The organism is Brevundimonas sp. KH_058 (assembly GCF_057838505.1).
The window spans coordinates 52,268-76,087 of the sequence record NZ_CM174469.1 but is presented as its reverse complement, the minus strand read 5'-3'; the positions used below and the strand labels follow the sequence as shown (position 1 = coordinate 76,087).

Annotated in this window: 26 protein-coding genes and 1 pseudogene; 21 read left to right on the top strand and 6 right to left on the bottom strand. The window is 65.7% G+C overall.

Annotated elements, in window-relative coordinates:
• Positions 1-67 precede the first annotated feature (67 nt).
• Entirely contained in the window at positions 68-406 is a 339-nt protein-coding gene (locus AC3ISA_RS00425) for an energy transducer TonB family protein (RefSeq protein ID WP_372694351.1), read from the bottom strand.
• Between the two features lie 96 nt (positions 407-502).
• Positions 503-1,393, bottom strand: coding sequence for a LysR family transcriptional regulator (locus AC3ISA_RS00420; protein WP_489178843.1), 891 nt, complete (start codon positions 1,391-1,393; stop codon positions 503-505).
• Between the two features lie 117 nt (positions 1,394-1,510).
• On the opposite strand from AC3ISA_RS00420, the gene AC3ISA_RS00415 reads away from it, so the two are divergent.
• From AC3ISA_RS00415 to AC3ISA_RS00370, 10 genes are all read left to right on the top strand, one after another.
• Positions 1,511-3,013, top strand: a complete 1,503-nt coding sequence (locus tag AC3ISA_RS00415) for a CoA-acylating methylmalonate-semialdehyde dehydrogenase (RefSeq protein ID WP_489178842.1) — start codon at positions 1,511-1,513, stop codon at positions 3,011-3,013.
• Positions 3,014-3,020: 7 nt separating this feature from the next.
• Positions 3,021-4,160, top strand: a complete 1,140-nt coding sequence (locus tag AC3ISA_RS00410) for an isobutyryl-CoA dehydrogenase (protein WP_489178841.1) — start codon at positions 3,021-3,023, stop codon at positions 4,158-4,160.
• A 52-nt stretch (positions 4,161-4,212) separates the two neighbouring features.
• Positions 4,213-4,491: a type II toxin-antitoxin system Phd/YefM family antitoxin gene (locus AC3ISA_RS00405; RefSeq protein ID WP_372694359.1), complete on the top strand. Its 279-nt coding sequence runs from the start codon at positions 4,213-4,215 to the stop codon at positions 4,489-4,491.
• The gene (locus AC3ISA_RS00400; RefSeq protein WP_372694361.1) at positions 4,475-4,885 is read left to right on the top strand and encodes a type II toxin-antitoxin system VapC family toxin; all 411 of its coding nucleotides are present in this window, start codon (positions 4,475-4,477) and stop codon (positions 4,883-4,885) included. The genes AC3ISA_RS00405 and AC3ISA_RS00400 overlap by 17 nt, the downstream gene beginning before the upstream one ends.
• 52 nt (positions 4,886-4,937) lie before the next feature.
• Positions 4,938-5,993 (top strand): enoyl-CoA hydratase/isomerase family protein, encoded by a 1,056-nt coding sequence (locus AC3ISA_RS00395; RefSeq protein WP_489178840.1) that lies wholly within the window; start codon positions 4,938-4,940, stop codon positions 5,991-5,993.
• Between the two features lie 28 nt (positions 5,994-6,021).
• Positions 6,022-6,924 carry a 3-hydroxyisobutyrate dehydrogenase gene (gene mmsB, locus AC3ISA_RS00390; protein WP_489178839.1) on the top strand — a complete coding sequence of 301 codons (903 nt, stop codon included), beginning with the start codon at positions 6,022-6,024 and terminating at the stop codon, positions 6,922-6,924.
• 351 nt (positions 6,925-7,275) lie between these two features.
• Positions 7,276-8,346 (top strand): LacI family DNA-binding transcriptional regulator, encoded by a 1,071-nt coding sequence (locus AC3ISA_RS00385; RefSeq protein WP_489178838.1) that lies wholly within the window; start codon positions 7,276-7,278, stop codon positions 8,344-8,346.
• Between the two features lie 49 nt (positions 8,347-8,395).
• A complete protein-coding gene (locus AC3ISA_RS00380; RefSeq protein WP_489178837.1) occupies positions 8,396-9,487 on the top strand; it encodes a carboxypeptidase-like regulatory domain-containing protein in 1,092 nt (363 codons plus the stop codon).
• Positions 9,488-9,655: 168 nt separating this feature from the next.
• Positions 9,656-12,271 (top strand): TonB-dependent receptor plug domain-containing protein, encoded by a 2,616-nt coding sequence (locus tag AC3ISA_RS00375; RefSeq protein ID WP_489178836.1) that lies wholly within the window; start codon positions 9,656-9,658, stop codon positions 12,269-12,271.
• A 56-nt stretch (positions 12,272-12,327) separates the two neighbouring features.
• Positions 12,328-13,044: a hypothetical protein gene (locus AC3ISA_RS00370; protein WP_489178835.1), complete on the top strand. Its 717-nt coding sequence runs from the start codon at positions 12,328-12,330 to the stop codon at positions 13,042-13,044.
• A gap of 169 nt (positions 13,045-13,213) precedes the next feature.
• On the opposite strand, the gene AC3ISA_RS00365 is transcribed toward AC3ISA_RS00370, so the two are convergent.
• Entirely contained in the window at positions 13,214-13,375 is a 162-nt protein-coding gene (locus AC3ISA_RS00365) for a hypothetical protein (protein WP_489178834.1), read from the bottom strand.
• A gap of 10 nt (positions 13,376-13,385) precedes the next feature.
• The gene (locus AC3ISA_RS00360; RefSeq protein ID WP_489178833.1) at positions 13,386-14,411 is read right to left on the bottom strand and encodes a zinc-dependent alcohol dehydrogenase family protein; all 1,026 of its coding nucleotides are present in this window, start codon (positions 14,409-14,411) and stop codon (positions 13,386-13,388) included.
• 93 nt (positions 14,412-14,504) lie between these two features.
• Between AC3ISA_RS00360 and AC3ISA_RS00355 the strand changes: the two are divergent.
• From AC3ISA_RS00355 to AC3ISA_RS00345, 3 genes and pseudogenes are all read left to right on the top strand, one after another.
• Positions 14,505-14,684, top strand: a pseudogene (locus AC3ISA_RS00355) (LysR family transcriptional regulator); the annotation flags it as partial.
• A 70-nt stretch (positions 14,685-14,754) separates the two neighbouring features.
• Complete coding sequence (locus AC3ISA_RS00350; protein WP_489178832.1) at positions 14,755-15,384, top strand: LysR substrate-binding domain-containing protein; 630 nt, start codon at positions 14,755-14,757, stop codon at positions 15,382-15,384.
• A gap of 202 nt (positions 15,385-15,586) precedes the next feature.
• Complete coding sequence (locus AC3ISA_RS00345; RefSeq protein WP_489178831.1) at positions 15,587-15,934, top strand: ArsC family reductase; 348 nt, start codon at positions 15,587-15,589, stop codon at positions 15,932-15,934.
• Here AC3ISA_RS00345 and AC3ISA_RS00340 read toward each other — a convergent pair.
• The gene (locus AC3ISA_RS00340; protein ID WP_489178830.1) at positions 15,927-16,733 is read right to left on the bottom strand and encodes an endonuclease/exonuclease/phosphatase family protein; all 807 of its coding nucleotides are present in this window, start codon (positions 16,731-16,733) and stop codon (positions 15,927-15,929) included. The genes AC3ISA_RS00345 and AC3ISA_RS00340 overlap by 8 nt on opposite strands.
• Positions 16,734-16,740: 7 nt before the next feature.
• Complete coding sequence (locus tag AC3ISA_RS00335; RefSeq protein ID WP_489178829.1) at positions 16,741-16,980, bottom strand: DUF2188 domain-containing protein; 240 nt, start codon at positions 16,978-16,980, stop codon at positions 16,741-16,743.
• 170 nt (positions 16,981-17,150) lie between these two features.
• Between AC3ISA_RS00335 and AC3ISA_RS00330 the strand changes: the two genes are divergently transcribed.
• From AC3ISA_RS00330 to AC3ISA_RS00295, 8 genes are all read left to right on the top strand, one after another.
• The gene (locus AC3ISA_RS00330; protein WP_489178828.1) at positions 17,151-17,546 is read left to right on the top strand and encodes a DUF6249 domain-containing protein; all 396 of its coding nucleotides are present in this window, start codon (positions 17,151-17,153) and stop codon (positions 17,544-17,546) included.
• A 24-nt stretch (positions 17,547-17,570) separates the two neighbouring features.
• A complete protein-coding gene (locus AC3ISA_RS00325) occupies positions 17,571-18,125 on the top strand; it encodes an RNA polymerase sigma factor (RefSeq protein WP_489178827.1) in 555 nt (184 codons plus the stop codon).
• The gene (locus tag AC3ISA_RS00320; RefSeq protein WP_489178826.1) at positions 18,115-18,516 is read left to right on the top strand and encodes a hypothetical protein; all 402 of its coding nucleotides are present in this window, start codon (positions 18,115-18,117) and stop codon (positions 18,514-18,516) included. The genes AC3ISA_RS00325 and AC3ISA_RS00320 overlap by 11 nt, the downstream gene beginning before the upstream one ends.
• Positions 18,517-18,573: 57 nt before the next feature.
• Positions 18,574-19,410, top strand: a complete 837-nt coding sequence (gene panB / locus AC3ISA_RS00315; protein ID WP_489178825.1) for a 3-methyl-2-oxobutanoate hydroxymethyltransferase — start codon at positions 18,574-18,576, stop codon at positions 19,408-19,410.
• Between the two features lie 79 nt (positions 19,411-19,489).
• Positions 19,490-20,260, top strand: coding sequence for a tetratricopeptide repeat protein (locus AC3ISA_RS00310; RefSeq protein ID WP_489178824.1), 771 nt, complete (start codon positions 19,490-19,492; stop codon positions 20,258-20,260).
• Positions 20,261-20,286: 26 nt separating this feature from the next.
• Complete coding sequence (locus tag AC3ISA_RS00305) at positions 20,287-21,666, top strand: PQQ-binding-like beta-propeller repeat protein (protein ID WP_489178823.1); 1,380 nt, start codon at positions 20,287-20,289, stop codon at positions 21,664-21,666.
• A 31-nt stretch (positions 21,667-21,697) separates the two neighbouring features.
• On the top strand, positions 21,698-23,320 hold the full coding sequence (gene der / locus AC3ISA_RS00300) for a ribosome biogenesis GTPase Der (protein WP_372694408.1): 1,623 nt from the start codon (positions 21,698-21,700) through the stop codon (positions 23,318-23,320).
• 4 nt (positions 23,321-23,324) lie between these two features.
• A complete protein-coding gene (locus AC3ISA_RS00295) occupies positions 23,325-23,789 on the top strand; it encodes an NUDIX hydrolase (protein WP_489178822.1) in 465 nt (154 codons plus the stop codon).
• Positions 23,790-23,820: the final 31 nt, after the last annotated feature.

Genomic DNA, 23,820 nt, shown 5'->3' with positions numbered 1-23,820 from the left:
GCAACGACGTGTTCAGAAGGCGCACCGAACTCCTGACCAAACAGGAGCGACCTCGCTGTTTTAGAGATCAGGGCGTAAAGTCGATGGTGCGTTCGAAAGGGGCATCGACGGCGCGGCCGTTTTCAGTGATCGGGGTGACCTCGGCATCGCTCATCAGGGCAAGGGCGGCTTCGCCGAAGCCCAGGCCGGGGCGGCTTTCTTCCAAGACAACGCAGTCGGTGACGCGGCCGGACGCCAGGGCCGTGCAGCGCAGGCGGACGCTGAAGTGGTCGGCGGCGGGCTGCTGAACAGATGTGCGCTCGATGGCCGGGGTGGTTGCAGCTTCGAGATCTGCGTCACGCAGCATTGGGGCATTGGGGGCGCCCAGCAGGGTGGTCATCAAGGTCAGGCTGAGGATCAGGGTCATGGCAAATCTCGCTCGCCTGACATTAAGATTTGACGGCGACCTCTGTTCCCTCGAACGCGGAATTGTCCTGGAAGGTGTGGCCGAACTGTTGTGACGCTAACCCGCGAGCGGCGCATAGGGTCTGAGGCTGGCCTGGCGAGCGTCGCACAAGGTCTTCAGCCAGGTTCGCACGCTGCGCATGCGGGCGGTGTCGTGAACGTCCCTGTGGGTGGCCAGCCAGAAGCGGCGCTCGATCAGGACGGACGGCAGGACGCGCACCAGGCCTTTGGCGAGGAAGCAGGGCAGGACGCCGATGCCGCCGCCGGCCGCGATGATCTCCTTCTGGGCGCGGATCGAGGACGAGGCGACGTGGGGCGTCAGGCCGGGGCGCACCTCGTCCAGGTATCGCAGCTCCGGCGCATAGATCAGGTCATCGATATAGCCGACGATGTCGAAGGCGGCCAGGTCGTCGACAGTCCGGGGCGCGCCATGCTGCGCCAGATGGTCGGGCGAGGCGTAGAGGGCCAGCTGATAGGGCGTCAGCGGCTCGACGATCAGACGCGCGGCGTCAGGCGCGGCCAGGGTGATCGCCATGTCCACCTCGCGCCGGGTCGGCGACAGGAAGCCGGAGGTGGCCGCCAGCTCGATCCGCAGGCCGGGACTGGTGCGGCGCAAGGCGGGCAGGGCGGGGGCCACGATGCTGACGCCGAACCCTTCCGAGGCGCTGATTCGCACGACGCCGGCCAGGGTGTCGGACTGGGTCACGCGGGCGGCGGCCTCCATCGCGCTTTCGGCCTCCAGCCCCATGTCGAGCAACTGGGCGCCGGCCGCCGTCAGCTGAAGGCCGGTGGTGGACCGGACGACGAGGGTGGATTTCAGCGTGCTTTCCAGCCGCGCCACGCGTCGCCCGACGGTAGCCGCATCCACGCCCAGCCGCACGGCCGCGCCGCCCAGCGATCCTGCCCGCGCGGCGGCGATGAAGATGCGAAGGTCGTCCCAGTCAAACATGGCGAATGATCCCGTCATGCAAAAATGCAGAAAGCTGTCTGCAACTTTGCATTATCGACCTGCGGTGCGGGGTGATAGCCATAGGCAAACAAAAGAACGATCAGGGAGATCCAGGCCATGCGCGACATTCGCCACTTCATCGACGGTGCGGCCTTCGATGGCGCATCCGGTCGTTTCGGCGACGTGTTCGATCCCAACACGGGCGACGTGCAGGCGCGCGTGCAACTGGCCAAGACCGGCGAGGTCGATCGCGCGGTCCAGGCGGCGCAGAACGCCTTCGATGGTTGGGCCAGCACCAATCCCCAGCGCCGCGCCCGTGTCATGTTCGACTTCAAGCGCCTGGTCGAGGCGAGGATGGATGAACTGGCCGAACTGCTGTCCAGCGAGCATGGCAAGGTCATCGCCGACTCCAAGGGCGACATCCAGCGCGGGCTGGAAGTGATCGAGTTCGCCTGCGGCATCCCCCACGCGCTGAAGGGCGAGTATACGCAAGGCGCCGGCCCCGGCATCGACGTCTATTCGATGCGCCAGCCGCTGGGCGTGGTCGCGGGCATCACCCCGTTCAACTTCCCCGGCATGATCCCGATGTGGATGTTCGGCGTGGCCATCGCGGTCGGCAACACCTTCGTGCTGAAGCCGTCGGAGCGGGATCCGTCCTTGCCGGTGCGTCTGGCCGAACTGATGCTGGAGGCCGGGGCGCCGAACGGCGTGCTGAACGTGGTGCATGGCGACAAGACGGCGGTCGACGCCATCCTGACCCATCCGCTGGTCCACGCCGTCAGCTTCGTCGGCTCGTCCGACATCGCCCACTATGTCTATCAGACCGGCGCCGCCAACCATAAGCGGGTCCAGGCCATGGGCGGGGCCAAGAACCACGGCATCGTCCTGCCTGACGCGGACATGGATCAGGTGATCAAGGATCTGTCGGGCGCAGCCTATGGCTCGGCGGGCGAACGCTGCATGGCGCTTCCGGTCGTGGTGCCGGTCGGCAAGCAAACAGCTGACCTTTTGCGCGAGCGGATGGTAGCGGAAATCCCGTCGATGCGTGTCGGCGTCTCGACCGACGCGGGCGCCCACTATGGCCCCGTCGTCACCGCTCAGCACCGCGACCGTATCGCCGGCTGGATCGAGAAGGGCGTTCAGGAAGGCGCCGAACTGGTCGTGGACGGCCGCGATTTCAGCCTACAGGGGCACGAGAAGGGCTATTTCATCGGCCCGTCGCTGTTCGACCATGTGAAACCCGAGATGTCGTCCTATCAGGAGGAGATCTTCGGACCCGTCCTTCAGATCGTGCGCGCCGAGACGTTTGAGGAGGCGCTGGCCCTGCCGTCGAACCATCAGTACGGCAACGGCGTCGCCATCTTCACCCAGAACGGCCGCGCGGCCCGCGACTTCGCCGCCCGCGTCAATGTCGGCATGGTCGGCATCAATGTGCCGATCCCGGTGCCGGTCGCCTATCATACCTTCGGCGGATGGAAGCGCTCGGCCTTCGGCGACATCAACCAGCACGGCATGGAGGGCGTCCGCTTCTGGACCAAGACCAAGACCGTGACGGCCCGCTGGCCGGACTCGGCGCTGGAGCATTCGGACAGTTCGTTCGTCATTCCGACGATGCGCTGAGGCCGTTATGGATTTCGCCCTTACTGACGACCAACGCGCCATTCAGGACGCGGCCCGCGCCTTTTCCGACGCCGAACTGGCGCCGCACTCGGCCCGCTGGGACGAGGACAAGCATTTCCCCGTGGATGTGATGAAGCAGGCTGCCGAGATGGGCTTCTGCGGCATCTACACGGCTGAGGAGCACGGCGGCATGGCCCTGGGCCGGGTCGAGGCGGCACTGATCTTCGAGGAGCTGTCGCGCGGCGACGTGGCGACGGCGGCCTTCATCTCGATCCACAATATGGCGACGTGGATGATCGACCGCTTCGGGTCGGACGATCTGCGCGGCCGGTTCGTGCCGGATCTGGTCGGTATGGAGAAGATCGCCAGCTACTGCCTCACTGAGCCCGGCTCAGGCTCCGACGCGGCGGCGCTGCGGACCACGGCGGTGCGCGGCGGCGACCACTATGTGCTGAACGGATCCAAAGCCTTCATCTCGGGCGCGGGGACCAGCGACCTCTATGTCGTCATGGTCCGCACAGGTGGGGAGGGCGCGAAGGGCGTGTCCGCCATCGTCGTCGAGGCCGGGACGCCCGGCCTGTCGTTCGGCGCGCAGGAACGCAAGATGGGCTGGAACGCCCAACCGACCGCCATCGTCCAGTTCGACGACTGCCGCGTGCCGGTCGCCAACTTGCTGGGAGAGGAAGGCGCGGGCTTCCGCTACGCCATGGCCGGTCTGGACGGCGGGCGGCTGAACATCGCCGCCTGTTCGCTGGGCGGGGCGCGGCTGGCGCTGGAGACGGCTCAGGATTACGTGGCCACGCGTAAGCAGTTCGGCCGTCCGATCGGCGAGTTCCAGGCGCTGCAGTTCCGCCTGGCCGATATGGCGACGGACCTTGAGGCGGCGCGGCTGATGGTGCTGCGCGGCGCCTGGGCCATCGACAACGACCACCCGGAAAAGACCAAATGGTGCGCCATGGCCAAGCGCCAGGCCACCGACGCCTGTTTCCAGATCGCCGACGAGGCGCTGCAACTGCATGGCGGCTACGGCTATCTGAAGGACTATCCGCTGGAACGGATCGTGCGCGACCTGCGGGTCCACCGTATCCTCGAAGGCACCAACGAGATCATGCGCGTGATCATCGCGCGGGAGATGGCGCGGGGATGATGACCTTGCGTGCGCCATCTGCTATTCTGACCATAATGGTCAGGAGCCTGTGATGCGTGAAGTCGGGATACTGGAAGCTAAGACTGGCCTGTCCGGTCTCGTGGCGGAAGTCGAACGTACAGGCGAGGGGATCGTACTGACGCGACATGGCCGCGCGGCGGCGAAGATTGTACCGATTAGTCAGATTCCGCAGCGCGATCCACAGACGTGGCGACAGGTGGTCGAGGGCATTCTCGCGCGTCGGGATGCTCAACCGGTCGTGGCGGGCTTTGACGACCTCAGTTGGGATGAATTGAAACGGATCGCGCGCGGTGATGATCGTTACGATTGATGCATCGGCGGCGGCCTCCTGGATTTTCCCGCGCCAAGCCTCGGCCGCCGCTGACGCTTTTCTGGCCAGCAGCGCTGATCGCCGCTTCGCGGCGCCTGGCATATTCGCATGGGAGGTAGGCAACCTGATTGCAACGCGGGCGCGTCGCGCAAATCTCGAACCCGGCGATTTGATCGATCGTCTGGCGGGACTGGGGATCGAGATTGCATCGTCGCCGACCAGCGAAAACGTGTTCGGTTTCATCGACGCCGCGATGAAGCACGACCTGACTTTGTTCGATACTGCCTACCTCTTGCACGCCCTTGGTCACGGCGGTGGGTTGGCGAGCCGGGACGCCGGCTTGCTGAAGGCCGCCATGGCTGCCGGCGTGGATGTTTTTGACCTGCGCGACTGACCGTCATGAGACGCATCAATGAAAAGGGACACATGGCGATGACGTCGAAGTCATGACCGAACCTGAAATCATCATCCGTATCGAGAACGGCGTCGGACGCATCACTCTGAACCGGCCCAAGGCGATCCATGCGCTGAACCGGTCGATGTGCGAGGCGATGACGGAGGCGCTGCTGTCCTGGCGCGACGACGTCTCGGTGCAGTCGGTATTGATCGACCATGCGGGCGAGCGCGGATTCTGCGCCGGGGGCGACATCCGCATGATCGCCGAGAGCGGGGCGGGCGATGCGTCTGAGGCCAGGGCCTTCTTCCTGGCCGAATACCGGCTGAACCATCTGATGTTCGAATATCCCAAGCCGATCACGGCCATCGTGGACGGCATCGTCATGGGCGGCGGAGTCGGGATCTCTGAGCCGGCGGACATCCGCGTGGCGACCGAGCGGACGACCTACGCCATGCCCGAGACGGGGATCGGCCTCTTTCCCGACGTGGGCGGGGGCTGGTTCCTGCCGCGTCTGCCCGGCCAGACCGGCGTCTGGCTGGCGTTGACGGGCGCGCGGCTGAAGGCGGCGGACACGGTGGCGCTGGGCATCCACACCCACTTCATCCCCCTGATCGACATCGAAGGATTCAAAGGGGCGCTGCTGTCGAATCCAACCGATCCGCTTGAAGAAGCGGACCGTTACGCCTGCCCGACCGAGCCGGAAGAGGCGCCGCTGAACGCCCACCGCGAGGCCATCGACCGGCTGTTCGGCTTCGACACGGTCGAGGAAATTTTCGCGGCCCTGGAGGCGGACGGCTCGGACTGGGGCCTGGCACAACTGGCGCTCTTGAACACCAAGTCGCCCCAGTCGTTGAAGGTGTCGCTGCGCCAGATCCGCACCGGCGCAGGTCTGGCCAGCTTCGCCGAGAACATGGCGATGGAATACGCCCTGGGCGGTCGCGTGGTGCGGACCCACGACTTCCAGGAAGGCGTGCGGGCAGTGATCGTGGACAAGGACAACGCGCCCCAATGGTCCCCGGCGGACCTGTCGGGCGTTACGCCCTCGACGCTGGACGCGCTGTTCGCGTCGCTGCCGGACAATGAAAAATGGACGCCGCTGCCCTGACAGCGACGCCGATATAGGGAGAGAGACCATGACCAAGATCGCCTTCATCGGCCTGGGCAATATGGGCGGCGGCATGGCCGCGAACCAGGCCAAGGCGGGCCATGCGGTCACCGCCTTCGACCTGTCGCCCGCCGCGCTGGAGCGGGCCAGCGCGGCGGGTTGCGGCTCGGCCGCTTCGGTCGCCGAGGCTGTGAAAGACGCCGAGGTCGTCATCACCATGCTGCCCGCCGGCCCGCATGTGCTGAAGGTCTATTCGGAACAGATCATCGGCGCGGCGCCGTCGTCGGCCCTGCTGCTGGACTGTTCGACCATCGACGTGGAGACGGCGCGCAAGGTCGCCGGTCTGGCGAAGGCCGCTGGCTACGCCTTTGCAGACGCGCCGGTGTCGGGCGGCACGGCGGCGGCGGATGCAGGCACGCTGGCCTTCATGGTCGGCTGCGACGAAGGCGATTTCGACCGGGTCGAGGCGGCGCTGGAGCCCATGAGCCGCATCACCATCCGCGCCGGCGACCACGGAGCCGGTCAGGCGGCCAAGATCTGCAACAACATGCTGTTGGGCATTTCCATGCTGGGCACCTGCGAGGCCATCGCCCTGGCCGAGAAGCTGGGCCTGGATCCCGAACGCTTCTTCGAGATCGCGTCCAAGTCATCGGGCCAATGCTGGAGTGTCAGCAGCTATTATCCCTGGCCCGGCCCGGTGCCGACCGCGCCGTCAAACCGCGATTATCAGGGCGGGTTCGCCACGGCCATGATGCTGAAGGACCTGAAGCTTGCCCAGGACGCGGCGGCGAAGTCGGGCGCCTCGACGCCGTTGGGCGCACAGGCCGAGGCCATGTATGCCCTGTTCGACGGCATCGGTTATGGCGGTCGCGACTTTTCCGCCATGCTGCAGATGTTACGCGGCAGGCTGGCGGACCTCGACCCCGCTTGAGGATCGACGCATCGTCGAAATGAGGTCTGCATCGTTCGGTGATGCAGACCTTTTTCATGTCTGCCCAGCGATTCGTTCTGTCGTCCTGCGGTGCGGCCAAGACGCGCGGCCGACACGCACCGCCATTTTTGCAGGCAGGTGTGGCGTGAGCAAAAACCTTCGCTTCCACAACGTTTTACTTGCTTTCCGTCGTTCTCGATGACCGACCTTCGGCGAGAAATAGCCTAAAATGTGGCTGAACGGCGCTTGCGGCTCACATTGCTCCTGTGTCATGTAACCGCTTACATCATCTATCGACGGATCTTCGATAAGGGGCCGGGACGGTAGGGAGCAGGGAGAATCCGATTGGACATGGCCGCGCCCAGCGCTGCGTCTGCACGGCAGGAGGGCCCGCCCTTCGCCAAGGCCGCCACCATGCGCGACGTGGCCGAACGCGCGCAGGTTTCTGTGGCCTCGGTCTCTCGCGTGCTGAACGGATTGGGCGTCACTTCCGATGCGACGCGCCAGCGCGTGCTCGATGCGGTCGAGGGCCTGCGCTACGTCCCGCACTTCGGCGCTCGCAGCTTGTCGACCAGCAAGAACGACACGATCGGCGTGATCCTGCCCGACCTGTTTGGCGAGTTCTTCTCGGAGCTGATCCGGGGCATGGACCTGGCCGCGCGCGCCCATGGCAAACACCTGATCGTCTCCAGTTCGCATGACGGCGCCGATGACACCCTGGCCGCTGTTCGGTCGATGCGGGGACGGGTGGACGGCATGATCGTGCTGTCGCCCCATCTGGGCGCCGCGAACCTGGCGTCCGAGTTCGCGGGCCGCATGCCAGTGCTGCTGATGAACGGCGGCAAGGCCGAGGCGGGACGCGCCGCCATCATGATCGACAACCACGGGGGCGCCGTCGCCGCCGTCGAACATCTGATCGCCACCGGCCGTCGTCGCATCGCCCACATTCGCGGCGCCGCCGGCAACATCGAGGCCGATACCCGCGCGGCGGGCTATGCCGCAGCGCTGGATGGTCATGCCCCCATCATCGTCGAGGGCGACTTCTCCCAGGCCTCGGGCCACCGCGCCGCGACCCGGTTGCTGGCCATGCCTGAGCGGCCCGACGCAGTCTTCGCCGCCAACGACATGATGGCCGTCGGCGCGCTTCTGGCCTTCCAGGAGGCGGGCGTCCGCTGCCCCGAGGACATCGCGGTCGTCGGCTTTGACGACGTGCCCATCGCCGCCCTGATGAGGCCCGCGTTGACCACCATGCGCGTCAATATCGCGGAAATCGGCCGTCGAGGCGTCGAACGCCTGATCGGCCTCGTCCAGGCCGGCCAGAACGCCGAGGCCCCGGACACCGCTTGCGAAATCGTTCGGCCGATCCTGGTCGAACGCCAATCCACCGCGGCGGCATCGTCCGCCAGGTTCAACAAAGGGTAGGCCAGCCATGTCGCTGAAAACCGATCCCATCAGGAGGGGAGAGCTCAGGATGAACCAGTTCAACACGCGTAAGGCCGCCCTGGCCGCCGCATCGGCCATCGCCATAAGCATGGCGTTCGTCGGCGCCGCGCAGGCGCAGAATGCAACGACGACGCTGCGTGGCGCCGTCTTCGACGGTCAGACGGCGGAAGCCGGCGCGACGGTCGTCGCGACCGAAGTTTCCACCGGGTATGCCACGCGTTCGCGCGTCGGCGGCGACGGTCGTTACGTGCTGTCGGGCCTGCGTCCCGGCACCTACCGCGTGCAGGTGACCAGTGCGGACGGTCAGACGGCGGAAGAGACCGTCACCCTCGCCCTGGGCCAGGTCGGAACCCTGAACCTGGACGTCGCGGCGACCGCCACGACCGGCGCGGCGACGGATGGCGCGACGGAGCTGGGCGACATTGTCGTCACCGGTCGCCGCGTCTTTGAGGTTCGCACGCCTGAGGTCGCCACCAATGTGACGCAGCAGCAGATCAACAACCTGCCGCAGATCAGCCGCAACTTCCTGAACTTCGCCGCTCTGGCTCCCGGCCTGCGGGTGACGGAAGACAACACCGAGCGGACGATCTCAGCCGGCGGCCAAACCGCCCAGGCGATCAACGTCTTCATCGATGGCCAGAACCGCAAGTCGCTGATCAACGACGGCGGTGTAGCCGGTCAGGACGACAGCCGCGGCACGCCCTTCCCGCAGGGCGCGGTGCAAGAGTTCCGGGTCATCAGCCAGAACTTCAAGGCCGAGTACGAGCAGGCCGGTTCGGCCATCATCACCGCTGTCACACGCTCAGGCACCAACGAGTTTCATGGCGACGCCTTCGTCTTCTACCAGGACCCGGACTGGGTCGCGCAGGACCAGATTTCCGAGCGTGACGGCCGCGAAAAGGCCCCAGTACGGCGTCTTCAATACGGCGCTAGCCTGGGCGGACCGATCATCCAGGATCGTCTCCACTTCTTCGGCGCCTATGAGCGCAAGGACGAAGAACGGATCGCTCAATCCTTCCTGAACCGCACCGAGTATCAAGACTTCTTTGCGGCGGATCTTGGCACAGTGTCGACCAGACGGACGTTCGCCATGCTTCCTGCTTCCCTTGCCCGTTCCTAGGCCCGTTCCTTGGGCCGTTTCTGTTTTGTCGCACCGTAACCGGTTACATCGCCGGATCAATGGCGCGATAGGTCTCAGCCGCAATCGAATTTGCAAAACTGCAAAAATGGTCTTTCGCAAAACCTTGGCGCTGGCTAGAAGCCCGCCACTGATCGCGGGGAGCATGAGATGACGCAGCGCAAATTTCTGATGGCGACGGCTTCGGTCGCGTGGCTGGCGGCCTCGGCCGTGCAGGCGCAGGATGCGTCTCAGGTCGAGGACATCGTCGTCACCGGTTCGCGGATCGCGGGCGGAGATCGCATCGCGCCGGTCGAGACGGTGGGACGCGAGACCATCGCCGCCGCCGGGATCGCCGACGCGTCGCAACTGGTCCGCCTGGTCACCGCCAACTCGGGTTCGGAAGCCCAGGTCGATCAGCTGAACCAGCCGCAGAGTTCGGGCACGGCCCAGTTCAACCTGCGCAATCTCGGCCTCGGCTCGACCCTGGTCCTGGTGGATGGCCAGCGCTGGACCAACAGCGCGGTGGTGGCGGTGGATGGCTCGGCCTTTGTCGACATCAACTCGCTCGTGCCGATGATCGCGCTGCAGCGGGTCGAGGTGGTCAAGGACGGCGCCTCGGCCGTCTATGGCTCGGACGCGGTGGCGGGCGTGGTCAACTTCATCACCCGGCGCGGCGTGGACCGGCCTGAGGTCAGCGCCAGATACGCCGTCGCCGACGGGTCGGAAGAGAGCGTGATCGAGGCCATCGGCGGGTTTAAGCTGCTGGGCGGCGACCTGACGCTGGCGGCGTCGCACTTCCACCGGTCGGCCCTGAGCTCGGACGAGCGGGACTTCACCCAGGCGGAACGCTATGGCCGCGCCGCCTGGACCGCCGTGACCAGCTATGGCCAGCCGGGTTCCTATTTCCGACCCAGCCGCAATGGGTTCTCGCCCGATCCGGCCTGTGGCAATCCGGCGTTCGGCAGCGCCTATCGGAACTCGGCCACGGACGTGTTCTGTCGGCTGGACTATTCCGACTTCTTCGACCTGACGCCGGAGGAGACGCGGACGCAACTGTTCGCCGACTATCGTCGGCCCGTGGGCGAGATGACCCTGTCGCTGCAGGCGGCGTGGTCGGCGACGAACACCATCGCGCGCCAGTCGCCGTCGCTGCCGATCCTGGCGCGGTCGCTGACGGTGCCGGCGACCCATCCCGACAATCCGTTCGGTGAGGCGGTGCTGTTCCGGGGGCGTCTGCTGGGCGCCGAAGCGGGGGCGTCGCAGGCCGAGTTCGATTATCGCACCTGGCGCATCGCCGGCGGTCTGGACGGGCGGTTTTCCAACGGCTGGGCCTGGAACCTGAGCGCGACCAGCAGCCGTCAGCATGTCGCATACGACAAGCCCGACACCATCGGCAGCGCCTTGCAGAACGCCCTGAACGGCCTGGGCGGGGCGGGCTGCAATCCGGCGAGCGGCGCGCCCGGCGTCGGGGCCTGTCAGTATTTTAATCCGTTCGGCAGCGCCTATCTGGGGACCGGCACGGCCAACAGCGCTGCGCTGATCGACAGCCTGATCGGCTCGACCGGCCTGCGTGGCGCCTCGACCCTGACGACCGCAGACGCTTCGACCAGCGGCGAGGCCTATGCCTGGGCCGGCGGGTCGGTCGATGTCGCGGTCGGCGCCCAGTATCGCCGCAGCGCCTTCCGCCACGACTGGAGCGATCTGGTCAATGCAGGCGACCTGCTGACGGCGGGCGTGTCGCCCGACTTCGAGGGCGACCAGGAGGCGCTGGCCGCCTTCGCCGAGGCCCGCATCCATCTGGGCGACCGGGTCGAGGCGCAACTGGCCAGCCGCTATGAGTCCTACGACGGCGACGAGGGTCGGTTCAGTCCCAAGGCCGCCATTCGATGGGACGTCACCGACGCCCTGGCCCTGCGCGCCTCGTGGGGGCAGGGGTTCCGCGCCCCGTCGGTCTATGCGCAGTCCGGCGCCCAGGCGTCGCAACCGTCGGTGTTCGACCGGGGCGCGTTCGTCTTCGTCAACACCCTGACCTCGGGCCGGGCCGACCTGAAGCCCGAGAAGTCCGAGAGCCTCAGCCTGGGCGCGCTTTGGAAGCTGATGGAAGGGCTGGAGCTGGGCCTGGACGCCTGGCGGTTCGACTACACCGATCAGGTGGTCAAGGAATCGGCGCAGGCCATCATCAACCAGGCGACCGCCGATACGACGGCGGGCCTGACCGGCACGGATGCGCAGGGCCGCATCACCCGCTCGCCCAGCGGCGCCCTGACCTTCATCCAGCTCTATTTCGTCAACGCCTCGTCCATCGAGACGCAAGGGATCGACATGTCGGCCCGGTATCGTCACGGCCTGTGGGGCGGAGAGGCGACGGCCTCGGCGACCTGGACCTATGTGGACGCCTATGACATCCGGCTGAACGCCTCGGCGGCCCAGGTTTCGGGGGTCGGTTCGACCAATCTGAACAACATCGGCCGGTCCCTGCCGCGCAATCGCGGGGAGTTCGCCGTTGGCTGGAGCGGCGGCGCGCATGCGGTCACGGCTCTGGTCCACTATACAGACGCCTACGCCAACGACCGCAGCGGGATCACGGACGCCAGCATCGCCAGCCAGACGACGGTCGATCTGCTCTATAGCCGCATCATAGGCGCCGATCTCGATCTGGCGGTCGGGGTGGTCAATGTCGCCGACAAGGCGCCGCCGCTGGCGCAGTTCGCCCTGGGTTACGATCCCGTAGTGGCCGATCCGCGCGGGCGGGTCTTCAGCATCGGCCTGACGAAGCGGTTCTGATCCTCGCCTTGCGCGGTCAACCGGGCGGTGTATGCATCCGCTCTGGGGAGAATCCGATGACCGACGGCGAGACGACGCGCAAACAGGCGATCCGGGACCTGTCCGAGGATACGCTGGGCTTTGGCGGGGCCGAGGTGCGCACGGCGCGCGACCTGCTGGTGCGGCCGCGCCTGGTGCTGCAGGCCTGGATGATCGAGGGGCCAACTGGCGGCGGGCGCTACGCCAAGCCGCTGAAGCTGTATCTGACGCTGAACGCGATCATCATGCTGATCGTCTTTCTGAAGGGCGGGTTGAGCGGCTATCTGGAGGGCATGCCGGCGGAGATGCTGAACCCGCTGCTGGCACAGGCCGGCAAGTCGCGCGACGCCTTCATGGCGGACGCCGACGGGTGGATGTCGTTCCTGACCATCCCAGTGATGGCGCCGCTCTACGCCCTGGCGGCCATGCCGCTGTTTCGATTGTGGGACGCCGAAGACCTGGGCGTGCGCCGGGGGTTCCGGGCGTCGTTCGCCTATCTGAACGCCTGGACCGTGCCGATGCTGCCGCTGTCCTGGTTCGTGTTCGGGACGGGACCGGCCGCCCTGATCGCCAGCCTGCTGATGGCCGTGCTGGGCTTCGCCGCCTTCCTGCGTATGGGACGGGGGCGGTGGTATCGCGGCGTCCTGCCGGGCGTCGGCAAGGCCCTGATCCTGTTCGGAGCCATAGGCCTGTCGGGGGCGTTGGGGACGGTCATCGTGATCGTGATCGGCGTGGTCGCCGGGTTGGCGGCCTAGCGGACCGCCCCGAAAAACAGGGTGCAATCTGTGCACTTCGTCTGAAATCGGCGGCGGACGAAATTGCACTGCACCCCGAAAACGAGTGCAAAGTGCAAGAAGGTGCAATTTGCGAGCGCGCTGACGTTTTCAAAGACCGGCCGGGATTATAGCGCGGTTTGAAGGGGCGTCAGGTCGATTGACGCTGCTGGATTCCAAGGGACTGAAAACGCAACGGATTGGTCGCGGGATTAGGATGGGAGCGGCGATAAACGCCGTCGACATCACACTGACCCTGTTCAGGTGGCGGGCGAAAAGCAGACTTTCCATTGCGATGTTGTTGGATGTCCATGTCTGCTCCTTCAGTGTGTATTGCGGCCGCTGACATCAATGACGATTTTGCCCATATGCGAGCCTTCGGCGAGGGCGTGGAGTGCTCGCTTCGACTCTTCAAAAGCGAAGACGCGGTGGATGACGGGGCGCAGGCGGGTGCGTGTCACAAAGGCGTTCAGTCCCTCGAACATCTCAAGGGAGCCGACATTCATCCCTCGCAGCACCGCGCTGCTCATCAATAGTCCGGTCGCGTCGATAGTTTCCCCAGGAGGAACACCTAGGAGGCTTACGATGCCTCCGGAGCGCGTACTGGCGATGGAGCGGGCAAGGCTTCCCTTGCCGCCTGTCTCGATGACGTGGTCGGCTCCGACTCCGTTCGTCAGGCGACGCACTTCCTGATCCCAGTCAGGGATCGTTCGATAGTTGATGGTGTCGGTGGTGCCCAACGAGCGTGCGCGTTCTAATTTTTCGTCACTGGACGAGGTGGCGATGACGCGTGCCCCGGCCGCACTCGCGATCTGCAGGGCGAATATAGACACACCGCCTGTGCCCAAGGTTACGACCGTCTGTCCCGGAAGCAACGGTTTCAGGCCGTAGAGCGCGTTCCAGGCCGTGACAGCGGCGATGGGCAGTGTCGAAGCTTCAATGAAGGATAGATGTTCAGGTATCGCTACAACGGCGCTCGCGTCCTGCACCACAACATCGGCCAGCATTCCATCGCGCGCACCACTGAGCATGTGTAGAAAGGCGTCGTCGGGCTGGCGACCGCCGATCCAGTTCTGCACGACGTTGACAGCAACGCGGTCCCCCACTTTCCACCGGGTTACGTTGTCACCGACAGCGATGATCTCACCCGCGCCGTCCGACACAGGGATCGTCCGGGCGCTGGCTACTGGAAAACCATAGCCGCGGTTGGCGAGCAGTACGTCTCGAAAGTTCAACGACGCAGCGTGAACGCGGATCGCGACTTGACCAGCGGCAGGCTGAGGCTCGTTGCGTTCAACCGGGATCCAGGTGTCGAGTCCGTCCCGTTCTCCAATTTCATAAGCGCGCATGGCATGTCCTAACTTCTGATGACGCCAATCTAAACCTATCTAGCGCTTACGATAATCTTGACAAATTTGACGCGCTGATGAGCTGTGCTCACCATGAAAACGCGTATGAACGAGCTCGATGCTTTCGTCTCGGTCGCCACATTGCTCAGCTTCCAGAAGGCTGCGATAGCGCGGGGTGTTACCCGATCGGCCCTTAGCCACACCATAAAGACCCTGGAAGATGCGCTCGGAGTTCGTTTGTTGAACCGCAACACGCGCGCTGTCAGCCTGACGGAACCGGGTCGACACTTGCTTCAGCGCCTCAGACCCGCGTTCGAGGAAGTGGAGAGTGCGCTGGAGGATTTTGAATCGCTATCGCGGCTCTCCTACAGGCTCGTTGCGCGTGACGGCGCCACGCGCTGTTGCGCATGCTATTCTGGCGCCTCTCCTGACGCAGATGACAGCAGCGAATCCAGGACTTTCCCTAGAAGTATCCTGTGATGATCGATTGGTAGACATCGTGGCGGAAGGATACGATGCAGGCATTCGTTTCGGTCGAAGTTTGCAACCGGATATGATCGCCGTTCGCTTGAAATTTAGCTTTCTCTTCGTTGTAGTTGGAAGTCCCGCCTACTTCCGTGAACGGGGTTTTCCTCAGACGCCAAAGGATCTTCTGTCCCAGAACTGTATCCGTTATCGACTTGCGAATGGTGTTGTATTTCCATGGGAGTTCGAACGGTCCGGTGAAACGTTCAGTGTGCCTGTCACAGGGCAGATAACCCTTGATGATCAGCGAATGATGCTAGAAACGGCGTTGTCTGGAGGAGGGTTGGCGCTTGTTTTCACACATCTCGCCCAGGAACACCTCGATAGTGGAAAGCTCGTCCGATGCCTTGAATCCTGGGAAAGCTCGATAGGCGAACTGTTTCTCTACTACAGCAGCCGCCACCATGTCTCTGCGACGCTCCGAAGCCTGATCGATGCTCTGAGGTGAATGCGAAAGTACGACGATTTTTCACCTGAATCCTGCGCGCCACCCGCCGCGACAAACATTTCGCTGTGTGCCGCCAAGCATCAGAAATTGCGAACGATGCCTTTGAGGTTAAGCACGGCAATGGCGGGGCGTGGCGCAAAGTCGGCAACGTGTCGAAATCAGCTATGAACTCGCCCGCAGGAATCCGGCCTTCGAGACACCCATGACCTACATCCTCTACGGCATTCCCAACTGCGACACGGTCAAGAAGGCGCGGGTCTGGCTGGAGCAGCAGGGGGTCGATTATGTCTTCCATGACTACAAGAAGGCCGGGGCCGATGCGGGGCTGCTGGGACTGTGGATCGACGAGCATGGGTGGGAGACGGTGCTGAACCGGGCCGGGACGACGTTCAAGAAGCTGCCGGATGCGGACAAGGCGGACATCGACAAGGCCAAGGCCATCGCGCTGATGCTGGCGCAGCCGTCGATGATCAAGCGGCCGGTGCTGGACCTGGGGGATCGGCGGCTGGTGGGGTTCAAGCCCGAGGTCTATGCCGCCGCGCTCACCTGAGTTGGACGGTCGTGGCGACGCCGAAGTGGTCGGAGGGGTATTCGCCGTTGATCGGCGCAGCGCCAAAGATATGAGCCTCGACGGGGGCGAAGAACTCCGACTCGACGAAGATGTGGTCGATGACGCGGTTCGGGTGGCTCTTGGCCGGGTTCAGGGTGGTGGCGACCGAGCCGCGGGGCAGGGCGCTGAGGAAGCGCGGGCCGGTCATGGTGGCCAGGCCTGGGTCGTCCTGCGTCGCATTGAAGTCGCCCATGACGATCAGCGGCACGCCCTCCTGGGGCAGCCAGCTGAGCAGGGACGAGATTTGACGCGCGCGCACCGGGCCGGCGTCGAGTTGCCAGGCCAGGTGGGTGACGACGACATCGACCGGCCGTCCCTGAACCGAGACCCGAAGACGGAGCGCGGTGCGGAAGTCGTCCAGCGGCTCCAGCTTGATCGAATCCTCGGCCAGAACCGGCAGGCGGGTCAGCAGGGCGTTGCCGTATCGGCGCGGCTTCCCCTCGGGGTCGGTCGAGACGAAGGCGACGTGATAGCCGCCCAGCTCGCGCGCCAGCATCCGGGCCTGGTTTTCAAGCCCGACGTTGGCGTCCTCCAGCACTTCCTGAAGGGCGATGACGTCGGCGTCCTGGGCCTTCAGCGCCGCGATCAGCAGCGGGCGGCGGGCGGTCCAGTCGCCGAGATTGTGCCAGATGTTGAAGGTGACGAGCCTCAGCCCGGCGTCGGTGTGGGCCGCCGGGGTCGTGGCGCAGGCCGCCAGCGGCGCAAAGGCGGCGGCCAGCAGGGTGCGGCGCTGGATCACGCCGTGTTCAGCCCTCGACGTCCGTGCTGGGGCGGTCGTGGCCGTCGGCGCTCTCGGTCACCCACTTGCCGTCGGCGGTCTCGTATTCGATGGCGGCGGTCTCGTCGGGCACCCGCTGCTCGCGCGCGGCGCGGACGGCGGCCGCCTTGGCGTCGTCATGGGTGGGATAAGTCTCGGAATAGGTGCCGCCGGACGTATAGGCCCAGCCGCCGTCGTGTTCGACGATGCGATAGGTGACATGGGCCATGGGACGCGCTCCTGAGGTTGATGTTCGGATCCTAGACCGAACAGACGGCGGCTGGAACGGCGACCTTACGAAGATTTCACGTAAGGCGGCGCATCCGTGGGCGCATCCTGCAGCCTCTTGTGATCAGAAGGCCGCCGCATCAGGCTGCTGCACACAAAGAGAGAACCGTCATGGAATGGACCCCGGTCTTTATCGTCTTCACCATCTTCGCCTCGATCGTCGCGGTCGTGGTCGGGCCAAGCTATCTGAAGAACCGCGAACGGCGTGAGGTGCAGTTGACCGTCCGCCATGCGGTGGACAAGGGCCAGACTCTGCCGCCCGAGCTGATCGACGCCATGACCAAGGACGTCCAGAAGGGGCTGCCGTCCCGCAGCAAGGACATTCGCAAGGGCGTCCTTAGCTTGGCGAGCGGCGTGGGCATCGCCGGATTTGCGTTCACGGTCGGTGGGTTCACCAGCCAATGGGGAGGAAACGGCGAGGGGCCTCTGCTGGGCATCGCCTGCATTCCCGCCGCCATCGGCATCGCCTTCATCATCCTGGGCTTCTTCAACCCGAACAAAGACTGACGTCCGCCGGAAGGGGGAAACGTCATGGTCAAGACACTTACAGACTTTCACGATGTCGAACTGGCCGCCCAGGCGGCGGCCGGCGGACGGCGCGAGTATGGCGAACTGGTCCGTCGGCATGGGTCGGCGGTGCGCGGGCTGCTGCGCCGCATGGGGGCCACGCCGTCCCTGTCCGACGACGTGGCGCAGGACGCCTTCCTGCAAGGGTTCCAGCGCTGCTCGGAGTTCCGGGGGCAGGGGACGTTTGCAGGCTGGATCAAGAAGATCGCCGCGCGGCTCTATCTGAAGCGGGTCGCCAAGGAGGCCCGCTATGTCGCCGAGGTCGAGACGGATCAGGCGGATGTCGTGTTCGATCGCGGCGGCCTGATGGATCTGGACGAGGCGCTGAAGACGCTCAACGAAACCGAGCGGGTGTGCGTGTCCCTGTGCCATGGCGCGGGGATGTCACATCCCGAAATCGCGGCGGCCATGAATTTGCCGCTCGGAACGGTGAAATCCCATGTCAAACGTGGTCTGGATAAACTTCGCGCGCGGCTTCAACCGGCGCAGGGCGACGGGAGGTCGATCCATGTCGGCTGATGAATTCGATCCCGCGATCGAGCGGCTGTTCGCGCAAAGCCCGCGATTGGCCGACGAGGCCCTGTTCCTGGCGACGTTGCAAGCGCGGATGGAGAAGCAGTCGCGCTGGCGGGTGCTGGCGTTGACGGCGGCCGGGCTGGTCGGCGGCGCGCTGGCGATTCGCGAGGGTATGACCGTGAACTTCGCCGCTAACGGCGAGACGACGCTGGACCAGGGGCTGCGCGCGGCGGCGGCGACGGCGCAGGGCGCGGCCCAGTCGGGGCTGGATGGCCTGGGTGTCGGCTCGGTCGATCTGTCCAGCGGCACGGGCGTTCTGGCCTTCTGGATCGTGGCCGGGGCCATGGCTGCGGTGCTGGCGGCGGGCGCGGCGCGGTTGTCGCAGGACGTCTGAAGGTGACTTCACCGTTCGGCGGGCCTATCTGACCGCTTCACGTCAGGAGACCCGGCGATGTCCGTCCATACCCAAGAGACCGTCAAACGGATTTCCGTACCCGATATCGCGGGTCGCAAGGGCGGCGAGCCGATCGTCTGCCTGACCGCCTATGACGCGCCGATGGCGGCTCTGCTGGACCCGCACTGCGACGTGCTGCTGGTCGGCGACAGCCTGGGCATGGCGGTTCACGGCCTGCCCAATACGGTGGGCGTCACCCTGGAGATGATGATCCTGCACGGGCAGGCGGTCATGCGCGGCGCCAAGCGGGCCATGGTGGTCGTGGACATGCCGTTCGGCTCCTACGAGGGCGGCAAGGAGGTCGCCTACGCCAACTGCGTGCGGGTGATGCAGGAGACGGGCGCCCAGGCGGTGAAGCTGGAAACCAGCATCGAACTGGCCGAGATCGTCGCCTTCCTGGTCAAACGCGGCATTCCCGTCATGGGCCACGTCGGCCTGCGACCCCAGGCGATCCTGGCCGAGGGCGGGTTCAAGGCCAAGGGGCGCACCGATTACGAGCGTGAACGGGTCATGGCCGAGGCCAGGGCCACGGCAGAGGCGGGCGCCTTCTGCATCGTCATCGAAGGCGTCGCCGAATCGCTGGCGCGCGAGATCACCGAAACCATCGACACCCCGACCATCGGCATCGGGGCCTCGGCCGCCTGCGACGGTCAGGTGCTGGTGATCAACGACATGCTGGGCATGTTCGACTGGACGCCGCGGTTCGTGCGGAAATACGCGGATCTGCGCACAGAGATCGACCGCGCGGCCGCCGCTTTCGCCGCCGATGTGAAAACCCGCCGTTTTCCTGCCGAAGTCGAGACCTACTTCTCGAAAAAGCCGGCTTCGCAGTAACGGACGACGTTGCGGGCGAGGAGCCGACCTTCTAGGGTCCGCGCCGGTTTGCTTTTAGCGATTTTGGGGCGACGTTTCAGTGGTTGATGTCTTCGAGCAGGTCGAGGAGGAGCTTCGCTCCGAAAAGGTGAAGCGTCTGGCCAAGACCTGGCTGCCCGTCTTCGGCGTGGTTCTGGTGGTCGCCCTGATCGGCGCCCTGGGCTGGTGGGGCTGGGACAGCCTGAACACCAGCAAGGCCGGCAAGGGCGCCGAGGCCTATGATCGCGGCATGGAGGCCCTGAGGGCCGACAAGCCTATGGACGCCCGCGCCGCCTTCGAGGAAGCGGTCAAGGAAGGCAACGGCGCCTACAAGGTCATGGCTCTGCAGCAGCAGGCCGGCCTGGCCGTCAGCGCCAACAAGTTCCCCGACGCGGTCCGCCTGTTCGACGAAGCCGCCAAGGCGTCCAGCGATCCGCTGCTGTCGGATCCGCCCGCGCTGAAGGCCGCCTTCCTGATCATGGACACCGCGCCCCTGGCCGATATCGAGGCCCGCTTGACGCCGCTGGCCGAGGATGACCGCCCTCTGCGCGCCTTCGCCCAGGAAGCCCTGGCCCTGGCGCGCCTCCAGCACGGCAAGACCAAGGAAGCCCGCGAGGCCTTCGTCCTGCTGCAACTGGGTCAGGACGTGCCGGACTCGATCCGCCAGCGCGCCCAGATCGCGGTCGAAAGCATCGACGCCGGGACCGCAGCCGCGATCAAGAAAATCATCGACGCCGCCGCCAAGGCCACGCCGCCCGCGCCCGGCGCAGCAAACGCAATGACCCCCTCGGCGCCTGTAGCGGCTCCCGCCGCCGCGCCGGCCGCCCAATAGTGACGACCCCTTACAGGACGCCCCCGATGAACCGAGTTCTGAAAGTCGCGCTGATCTGCGGCGTGGCCGCCACGGTCGCGTCCTGCGGCACCGTGCGTCGCAACCTGCCGTTCGGTCTGGGCGGCAAGGAAGAGGCCGGAGCCACCGCCTCTGCCGGTCAGCGGATTTCTGTGCTGGAGTTCGAACAGAGCCTGACGCCGTCGGCCGCCCTGTCGGGCCGCGACTTCTTCCTGCCTGGTCCGCAGGCCGTGACGGCCTGGACGCAGCCGGGCGGTACGTCCGAGAACCTGGTCGAACACGTCATCGCGGCGCCGAACTTCCAGATCGCCTGGAAGCGCGACATCGGCGAGGGCTCGGCCCGCGTCGGCAACGTCATGGCGCCCATCGTGGCCGCCGACGGCAAGATTTTCGTGCTGGACGGCGAATCGACCGTCTCGGCCGTGTCGGCCGACACCGGCGAGATTCTGTGGAAGGTGAACGTCAAGAACACCGAGCGTGACCGCAACGGCGGCTTCGGCGGCGGCGTCGCCGTGAGCGGCGGCAAGGTGTTCGTCTCTTCGGGCTATCGTTCGATGTCGGCGCTGGACGCCAACACCGGCGCGGTGGTCTGGACCCAGCGGGTGGACGCCCCGATCCACGGCGCCCCGACGGTGTCGGGCAACCGCGTCTTCGTAGTCGATGTGGACAGCCAGTTGTTCGCCTTCGACGCCGCCACCGGCGCCCAGGACTGGACCTATCGCGGAATCGCCGAGCCGGCGCGCGTCATGCGCGCCTCCAGCCCGGCCGTCAGCGGCAACACCGTCGTCGCGCCCTTCGCCTCGGGCCAACTGGTCGCGCTGAGCACCCTGAACGGTCAGGCCGTGTGGGAAGAAACCCTGTCGCGCACTAGCCGCACCAGCGCCTTGTCGGAAGTTCGCGACGTGGCGGGCCGTCCGGTCATCAGCCGCGGCATGGTCTATGGCGTCAGCCACTCGGGCGTCCTGTCGGCGCTGGACCTGCGTTCGGGCCAGGCCAAGTGGCAACTGCCGGTGACGGGCGTGAACGCGCCGCTGCCGGTCGGCGACGCCGTCTTCGTCGTGTCCAAGTCGGGTCAGCTGATCACCGTCAATCGCGACACGGGCCAGATCTACTGGACGCGCGAGCTGAACGAGGGACGCGTCCGCAAGGAAGGCGGTCTGTTCGGCTTCTTCGACCGCGAACTGACGCCGCAATGGTCTGGTCCGCTGCTGGCGTCCAACCGCCTGGTGATGGTCAACTCGTTCGGCGAGGCCGTGGCCTTTGATCCCAAGACCGGCGCTGCGCAGACGACCTTGAAGCTGGGTGCGCCCGCCTATATCGCGCCCGCCGCCTATAACGGCGCCCTGTACGTGCTGACCGATAACGGTCAGCTGATCTGCATCCGCTGATTTTCAGCCCGAACTAAGCTAGAAAGCCGACATGGCTCTGAAGGTCGCCATCGTCGGCCGCCCCAATGTGGGCAAATCGACACTGTTCAACCGCCTCGTCGGCAAGCGCCTCGCGCTTGTCGACGATCGCCCCGGCGTGACCCGTGACCGGCGCTATGCCGACGGCAACATCGGCGACATGGATCTGACGCTGATCGACACGGCCGGCTACGAGGATGTCACCGACGACAGCCTGGAAGCCCGGATGCGCGAGCAGACCGAGGCTGCGCTGGACGACGCCGAACTGGTCATGTTCATGATGGACGCCCGCGAAGGCGTCACCGCCCTGGACCGGATTTTCGCCGAGCGCCTGCGCAAGGTGCACAAGCCGATCATCCTGCTGGCCAATAAGTCCGAAAGCCGCGAAAGCGGCGGCGGCGTCGGCGAGGCGCACGCCCTGGGCTTCGGCGAACCCGTCGCCATCTCGGCCGAGCACGGCGAGGGCATGGCCGACCTCTACAAGGCCATCCGCGCAGCCTCGGAAGACATCTTCATCGAAGAGATCGACGAGCCGGACAAGCCGATCCGCATCGCCGTCATCGGCCGTCCGAACGCGGGCAAATCGACCCTGATCAACCGCCTGATCGGCGACGACCGCCTGCTGACCGGGCCGGAAGCGGGCATCACCCGCGACTCCATCTCGGTTGACTGGGTGTTCGAGGGCAAGAACATCCGTCTGGTCGATACGGCCGGGATGCGTCGCAAGGCGCGGGTGCAGGAGAAGCTGGAGAAGCTGTCGGTCGCCGACACCATCCGCGCCATTACCTTCGCCGAAGTCGTCATTCTGATGATGGACAAGGACGACGCCTTCGACACCCAGGATCTGCAGCTGGCCGACCTGGTCGAGCGCGAAGGCCGCGCCCTGGTCTACGTAGCGTCCAAGTGGGACCTGGAAGACGAGCCCCAGGCGCGCATGGCCAAGCTGAAGGGCATGGCCGAGGACAAGCTGCCGCAACTGAAGGGTTCACCCTTCGTCGTCCTGTCGTCGCATAGTGGCCGGGGCGTCGAACGTCTGATGCCGGCGGTGCTTCAGGCCTATGACACCTGGTCGGTCAAGGTGAAGACCAAGGACCTGAACACCTGGCTGTCCATGGCCACCCAGCGGCACCCGCCCCCCGCCGTGGACGGCAAGCGCATCAAGCCGAAATACATCGCCCAGACCAAGGCCCGTCCGCCGACCTTCGTGCTGATGGCCAATCGCGCCGAGTCGATGCCGGAGCATTACAAGCGCTATCTGGTCAACTCGATCCGCGAGAGTTTCGACCTGCCGGGCACGCCGATCCGCCTGAACGTCAAGTCCAGCGGCGTGAACCCCTATGCCGAGGGCGGCGCCAAGTCCGGGCCGGAACGCTACAAGGGCGACGCCAAGACCGCGCCGCGCCGCGTGATCAAGAAGGCCGAGAAGGAAGAAGCGCTGTCCAAACTGCCCGGCAAGGCGCTGGAGCAGAAGAAGACTCGCAAGGCCCAGCCCAAGATATTGGCCGGGCTGAAATCCAGCGCCTCCAAGAAGGCCGGCTCGTCCATCGCGGTCCAGAAGGGCGCCCGTGGCGGCGCCCGTCAGGTCTCGCGCTCCGGCCGGATTCGTACGGGCCAAAAGGGCGGCGCCAAGAAGTGACGGCATGACCGACGCGGTCGCCCCCGTCCTTCCCGACCGGCCGACCTCGCGCTGGCTGATCCTGGACGGGCAGGGGCGGGTGCTGCTGTTGCACTTCGTCTTTTCCCAGGGACCTCTGGCTGGCACGGCCTTCTGGGCCACGCCCGGCGGCGGCTGCGAACCGGGCGAAACCTATGAGGACGCCGCCCGTCGCGAACTGTTCGAGGAGACGGGGCTGGTCGTTGACGATCCCGGCCCCCAGGTCGCCCAGGTCCGCGTCAGCTTCCGCCTGCCCGACGGCCGGATGGCCGATGTAGATCAGCGGTTCTTCCTGTTGCGCACCGAGGCGTTCGACCTGTCGTCCGCCGGCTGGACTGAGGAGGAGCAGGGCGTTCTGGTCGATCATCGGTGGTGGAGCCCCGCCGACATCTTCGCCTCCACCGAGACGATCTGGCCGGCGGAACTGGCGGATATTCTGTCGAACCTCTGAAACCGTCCGTCCCCCGACGTTTCGAGACCGA

What these genes read in the sequence shown, in the direction of transcription:
- der (WP_372694408.1), top strand. Translation starts at nt 21,698, where the DNA reads ATGGCTCTGAAGGTCGCCATCGTCGGCCGCCCCAATGTGGGCAAATCG.
- AC3ISA_RS00330 (WP_489178828.1), top strand. Translation starts at nt 17,151, where the DNA reads ATGGAATGGACCCCGGTCTTTATCGTCTTCACCATCTTCGCCTCGATC.
- AC3ISA_RS00400 (WP_372694361.1), top strand. Translation starts at nt 4,475, where the DNA reads ATGATCGTTACGATTGATGCATCGGCGGCGGCCTCCTGGATTTTCCCG.
- AC3ISA_RS00325 (WP_489178827.1), top strand. Translation starts at nt 17,571, where the DNA reads ATGGTCAAGACACTTACAGACTTTCACGATGTCGAACTGGCCGCCCAG.
- AC3ISA_RS00360 (WP_489178833.1), bottom strand. Translation starts at nt 14,411, where the DNA reads ATGCGCGCTTATGAAATTGGAGAACGGGACGGACTCGACACCTGGATC.
- panB (WP_489178825.1), top strand. Translation starts at nt 18,574, where the DNA reads ATGTCCGTCCATACCCAAGAGACCGTCAAACGGATTTCCGTACCCGAT.
- AC3ISA_RS00405 (WP_372694359.1), top strand. Translation starts at nt 4,213, where the DNA reads ATGCGTGAAGTCGGGATACTGGAAGCTAAGACTGGCCTGTCCGGTCTC.
- AC3ISA_RS00295 (WP_489178822.1), top strand. Translation starts at nt 23,325, where the DNA reads ATGACCGACGCGGTCGCCCCCGTCCTTCCCGACCGGCCGACCTCGCGC.
- AC3ISA_RS00335 (WP_489178829.1), bottom strand. Translation starts at nt 16,980, where the DNA reads ATGGCCCATGTCACCTATCGCATCGTCGAACACGACGGCGGCTGGGCC.
- AC3ISA_RS00410 (WP_489178841.1), top strand. Translation starts at nt 3,021, where the DNA reads ATGGATTTCGCCCTTACTGACGACCAACGCGCCATTCAGGACGCGGCC.
- AC3ISA_RS00395 (WP_489178840.1), top strand. Translation starts at nt 4,938, where the DNA reads ATGACCGAACCTGAAATCATCATCCGTATCGAGAACGGCGTCGGACGC.
- mmsB (WP_489178839.1), top strand. Translation starts at nt 6,022, where the DNA reads ATGACCAAGATCGCCTTCATCGGCCTGGGCAATATGGGCGGCGGCATG.
- AC3ISA_RS00425 (WP_372694351.1), bottom strand. Translation starts at nt 406, where the DNA reads ATGACCCTGATCCTCAGCCTGACCTTGATGACCACCCTGCTGGGCGCC.
- AC3ISA_RS00365 (WP_489178834.1), bottom strand. Translation starts at nt 13,375, where the DNA reads ATGGACATCCAACAACATCGCAATGGAAAGTCTGCTTTTCGCCCGCCA.
- AC3ISA_RS00345 (WP_489178831.1), top strand. Translation starts at nt 15,587, where the DNA reads ATGACCTACATCCTCTACGGCATTCCCAACTGCGACACGGTCAAGAAG.
- AC3ISA_RS00385 (WP_489178838.1), top strand. Translation starts at nt 7,276, where the DNA reads ATGGCCGCGCCCAGCGCTGCGTCTGCACGGCAGGAGGGCCCGCCCTTC.
- AC3ISA_RS00305 (WP_489178823.1), top strand. Translation starts at nt 20,287, where the DNA reads ATGAACCGAGTTCTGAAAGTCGCGCTGATCTGCGGCGTGGCCGCCACG.
- AC3ISA_RS00415 (WP_489178842.1), top strand. Translation starts at nt 1,511, where the DNA reads ATGCGCGACATTCGCCACTTCATCGACGGTGCGGCCTTCGATGGCGCA.
- AC3ISA_RS00370 (WP_489178835.1), top strand. Translation starts at nt 12,328, where the DNA reads ATGACCGACGGCGAGACGACGCGCAAACAGGCGATCCGGGACCTGTCC.
- AC3ISA_RS00375 (WP_489178836.1), top strand. Translation starts at nt 9,656, where the DNA reads ATGACGCAGCGCAAATTTCTGATGGCGACGGCTTCGGTCGCGTGGCTG.
- AC3ISA_RS00420 (WP_489178843.1), bottom strand. Translation starts at nt 1,393, where the DNA reads ATGTTTGACTGGGACGACCTTCGCATCTTCATCGCCGCCGCGCGGGCA.
- AC3ISA_RS00380 (WP_489178837.1), top strand. Translation starts at nt 8,396, where the DNA reads ATGAACCAGTTCAACACGCGTAAGGCCGCCCTGGCCGCCGCATCGGCC.
- AC3ISA_RS00320 (WP_489178826.1), top strand. Translation starts at nt 18,115, where the DNA reads ATGTCGGCTGATGAATTCGATCCCGCGATCGAGCGGCTGTTCGCGCAA.